A 4,451-nucleotide genomic window follows, 5' to 3' on the forward strand; every position below is an offset into this window, starting at 1 on the left:
AATTTCCTGCGCAATGGCAAGTCCCAGCCCGTTTCCTCCCATTTCACGGGAGCGGGCCTTATCCACCCGATAAAAACGATCAAATACCTTTTGCTGATCCTCAGGTGAAATTCCGATACCTGTGTCCTTTACATCAAAGGCCACCCGTGTCGGTGAAGGGGTACGCAGACATACGGAAACCGCGCCTCCCTCCGGAGTATATTTCAGAGCATTGTCTACGAAAATGAGAATAAGCTGCTTCAGCTTCTGCTCATCAGCACGAATCGCTACAGATTTTTCTCCCGTTCTTTCAAGTTTTATATTTTTCTTTTCAGCCAGCGGCTGCATCTTTCTCATGGTCTGGTCAATGACTTCGCCAAGGTCGAATTTCGTGACCTTAAGCTTAAGCGCCTGATTGTCACTTCGCGCGACAACAAGAAGATCGCTTACGAGCTTTGTCATCTTTTTTACTTCATCCCTTACATCTCCGATGACCTGCTTCAAAAAAGGAGACGTGATGGACGGATCATTGTCCAGAAGCTCCGCTGATGCCAATACAACAGAAAGCGGGGTTCTGAGCTCATGGGACGCGTCAGCCGCAAACTGTCTCTGCTTTTCATACGCTTCACTGAGAGGAACAATCGCACGCCCCGCCATATTATAGCCTATACCTGTGGAGATAATAAGCGCCAGAACGGCGATTCCGGCCAGCGTCCACGTAGCCTTTCTGAGTCCAAGATAGACCGCGGAAATTTCTTTTCCCACATACACCATACCGAGCCGTTCGCCATACAGCTCAATGGGATGCGCGGTCATCATAACGCGGGCAGTATTTTTCTTTATCTCCCGGGTGAAGACCGTCACCTCGCCAATCATGAGCTCATCGTCCTTCCAGTCCTCAATAATGTCAAGAACGAACGGTTCAATCAGGAATGACGACCGTGAAAAGTTCAGCATACGGCCTTCGTTATCGAACACATAGAAAAAAAGCCGGTCCTGACTTCCTTTCAGTTCGGACCGGTCGTCAAGTACAATCTCCGGGTGTTCAAAAAGAAGCTTCTGCCCGTAGGCAACATTCTGCGCCGTTTCCGTAAGCTCCCGCGCCTGTTCCGATGTTACTGCCCATTTCATGCAGAAATGCATAAGAAAAACAAGCACAATAAGGAACACCGCCATGATAACCGAATAATAAAATGTCAGCTGCTTTCGGCTCTGCCGAAAGACATTATCGGATAGTGCCATTCAGGTTCACTCCGCTTCCAGCTTGTACCCCACACCGCGAATTGTATGGATCATAGTCTTTCCGTCGCCGAGATCCAGCTTTTTGCGGATGAGTTTAACGTAAGAGTCTATGTTGTTGGAGCTGACCTCTGACTCAAGACCCCAGATACGGTCAAGAATGATTTCACGCGGAACAACGATTCCGATATTCTGCGCCAAAAGGTCAAAAATCTGAAATTCCCTCGGGGAAAGCTGAATAACCGCATCTCCCTTTTTCAAGACCTTCGCTGTACGGTTCAGCGTAAATTCGCCAATCTGCACGACATCCTGCTGAATCTTCTGATTGCTGCGGCGTCCGAGGGCGCGCAGGCGGGCAAGAAGCTCAGCGAATTCAAAAGGCTTCACGAGGTAATCATCTGCGCCTGCATCAAGTCCCGAAACACGGTCCTCAAGAGTATCACGGGCCGTCAAAATGAGAATTGCACGCTCATAGCCGTGTTCACGAAGCCGTTTGCACGCCGCAACGCCGCTCTCTCCGGGCATCATCCAGTCAAGCACGAGGACATCATATTCCTCATAGGTGGCATAATCATAAATTTCATCTCCGCGCTTCACCCATTCCACGGAAATATCGTTCTGCTCAAGCATATACTGTATCAGTTTTCCGAGCTTCGGGTCATCCTCAGCAAGCAATACACGCATAATATATCCCTCCTGAATAAATTACCTGTATTTTGCACGATTCATCTGAAAAAGCACTGAACTTTGCTTAATTTTTGCTGCAGAGCGCAATGACCGCTTCTTCAAGAAGCTCTTCTCCGCCCTGCCCTGTTTTGAGTTTATAATCGGCATCACACAAAAAAAGAAATGTGTCTTTTAATACGGCAGTGTCAAAGCTTTTCGCCGCCTGTCCCAGCTTCTCCGCAATATAAGGATTCAGATTCATGGGCTGCCCAAGCGCCCTGCCTCTGACTCCCCGAGCCATTAAATCCTTAGCCTGCCAGAGCTGTCTTACATGGCGTGCAAGCCCTGACAGAAGTATAGGCAGATATGTCCCCTCCGAAATCTGTCTCTCAAGAATTATCATGGCCTTCTTTACATCCCTGGCACTGACGGCATCAAGCATTGCAAATCCCGATACCTCAGGCACACTGGCAAAAACCCGGGAAATATCCTTCTTTGTAAACACACGGTTTTCCGTAGAAAGCGCCAGCTTATTGAGCTCCTCATCAAGAAATTCCAGCTCTATTGGCTGCATCATGGAGACCGCATTCATAAAATAAGCCAGAGCCTCTCTGTCCAGCTCTCTATGTATTTCCGCCAGCTTTCCCCGCAGCCATTCATCAACGGTCCAGGCACGTTCACGTTCTGCTTCAAGGACAGCACCGGACTGCTCCACCAACTTGTACAGCTTACGTCTTTTATCCGCTTTTGATGCGGTTTCAAAGATTACATAGCTGGTATCGGGCATAGAAGCTATACGCTCCATTAAGCGCTCCAGCGGATCTGTTTTTTTGCGGCTTCGAGATTTCTTTTCCTCAGCCGTTTCTTCCTTATCTGCTTTTTTCTCCCGAAAAAGCTGTGTCCCGCGAATAAGCAGCACGGTTTTTTCAGCAAAGAATGGAATCGTATCTATAAGCCCGACCAAATCCTCAACGGAAGGGTCTCCGTCAAAGGTCTGTACGCACTCCGTCCGTGCAGCTTCCTCCGGAACCAGCACATTCAAAAGCGCTTTCTCGGCTTTTCGTATATAGTATTGTTCTTCTCCCGAGAGAAGATATACGTGCTTTACACCGTTCTTACGCAGTGCCGCCAGAAATTGTCCGTACTTCATGGAGTGTCTCCTTTCACATATTTTCATTATAACGCCTTCGTTCCGGTTTTGCCAAAGACAAAACTTACTCCTACTATCATGCAGCCAAAATTCATGTAATATTTTTTATATTAATCTTCCATCACAAATCAAAATTCAGTATAATATAAGCAGGTATAATATTTACAATTTATCATTTTGAGGGAGGTATTTCGATGAAAGACTATACATTCCACTACGGGCGCGGAGAAAAAACCTTTTCCGTTGATGAATCCCGTATCATTAAAGAAATCCGCATGCCGGAGAAAACTCCTCTGACGGATATTCCCGCAGCAGTGCTCGAAGCAATCCGCAATCCTATTGGCTGCCCTCCTCTTGATAAAACGGTTAAACCCGGCGACACCGTAACCTTTATCTGCAATGACCCTACGCGTGTTGCCAACAGCTTTGATTTCATGCCGGTGCTCCTTAACGAGCTTAACCGTCTCGGAGTTCCCGATGAAAACGTTCAGGTTGTCTTTTCTCTCGGCTCCCACCGTCTCATGACCCATGAAGAAATGGTCGAGGGCATCAGTGCCGAGGTTGCAGGCCGCGTAAAAATGTTCAACAGTGACTGCAGCATACCTGAGGAATTTGAATATTTCGGAACGACAAGCCGCTTTACCCCTGTTCTCATAAACAAACTCATAAGCAACAGCGACCATATAATTCTCACAGGAACTATTGTTCATCACTATTTCAGTGGCTACGGCGGCGGACGCAAGGCTGTCCTTCCGGGCTGCGCTGCAATGGAAACAATCCGCCATAACCACAGCTTCATGATGGACCCTAACGCGGGCCTCGGCGCGACCACAGGCAACCCTGTCTACGAAGACCAGATGGAGGGCGTTAAGCTCTGGTCCGATGCAATGAAGAAACGCGGACACAACGTATTCCTTTTCAACGCTATCCTCGATGCAGAGCACCGCTTCCTCAAAATGTTTGCAGGTGACTATGTTGAAGCACACAAAGAAGCATGCAAATTCGTTGACGAAGTTTACGGCGTCCCCATCGAGAAAAAAGCCGATGTCGTCATCGTCAGCTGCGGTGGCTATCCGAAGGATATCAACGTATACCAGATGCAGAAAACAATGGACAACTCCGTACTTGCCGTACGCGAAGGCGGTGTAGTTGTTCTCCTTGCAGACTGTGAGGAAGGCAGCGGCAGCAAGGTTCTTGAAGAAACCTTCCGACGTCTTAAAACACCTGAAGCTATAGAAAAAGAGCTTGCCGACCACTTTGTTATCGGTGCAAACAAGGCATACGCAGTCAGCCGTCTGATGCAGAAGGCACATTTTATTCTCGTCACAAGCCTCGACCGCCAGCTGGCAAAGGATATGCTCTTCAGCGGTGCCGTCAATGAAGTTGATGAAGCACTGAAGCTTGCCGAGGAGTACGT

At 48.2% G+C, this 4,451-nt stretch carries 4 protein-coding genes; 1 reads left to right on the forward strand and 3 read right to left on the reverse strand.

Going from position 1 to position 4,451, the window contains the following annotated elements; genetic code table 11:
• The 3 genes from ACY69O_RS06140 to holA all read right to left on the reverse strand — a co-directional run.
• Window positions 1-1,221, reverse strand: a 1,221-nt coding sequence (locus tag ACY69O_RS06140) for a sensor histidine kinase (RefSeq protein WP_462332585.1), incomplete at its 3' end; no start/stop codon positions are given.
• Window positions 1,222-1,227: 6 nt separating this feature from the next.
• Window positions 1,228-1,902: a response regulator transcription factor gene (locus ACY69O_RS06145; RefSeq protein ID WP_462332586.1), complete on the reverse strand. Its 675-nt coding sequence runs from the start codon at window positions 1,900-1,902 to the stop codon at window positions 1,228-1,230.
• Window positions 1,903-1,969: 67 nt separating this feature from the next.
• Window positions 1,970-3,034, reverse strand: coding sequence for a DNA polymerase III subunit delta (holA, locus tag ACY69O_RS06150; protein ID WP_462332587.1), 1,065 nt, complete (start codon window positions 3,032-3,034; stop codon window positions 1,970-1,972).
• A 194-nt stretch (window positions 3,035-3,228) separates the two neighbouring features.
• On the opposite strand from holA, the gene ACY69O_RS06155 reads away from it, so the two are divergent.
• The coding region (locus tag ACY69O_RS06155) for a nickel-dependent lactate racemase family protein (protein WP_462332588.1) at window positions 3,229-4,451 on the forward strand (1,223 nt) is incomplete at its 3' end.

This window comes from Schwartzia sp. (in: firmicutes), from assembly GCF_978017985.1.

Coding starts and splice junctions, on each gene's coding strand:
- ACY69O_RS06145 (WP_462332586.1), bottom strand. CDS start 1,902: ATGCGTGTATTGCTTGCTGAGGATGACCCGAAGCTCGGAAAACTGATA.
- holA (WP_462332587.1), bottom strand. CDS start 3,034: ATGAAGTACGGACAATTTCTGGCGGCACTGCGTAAGAACGGTGTAAAG.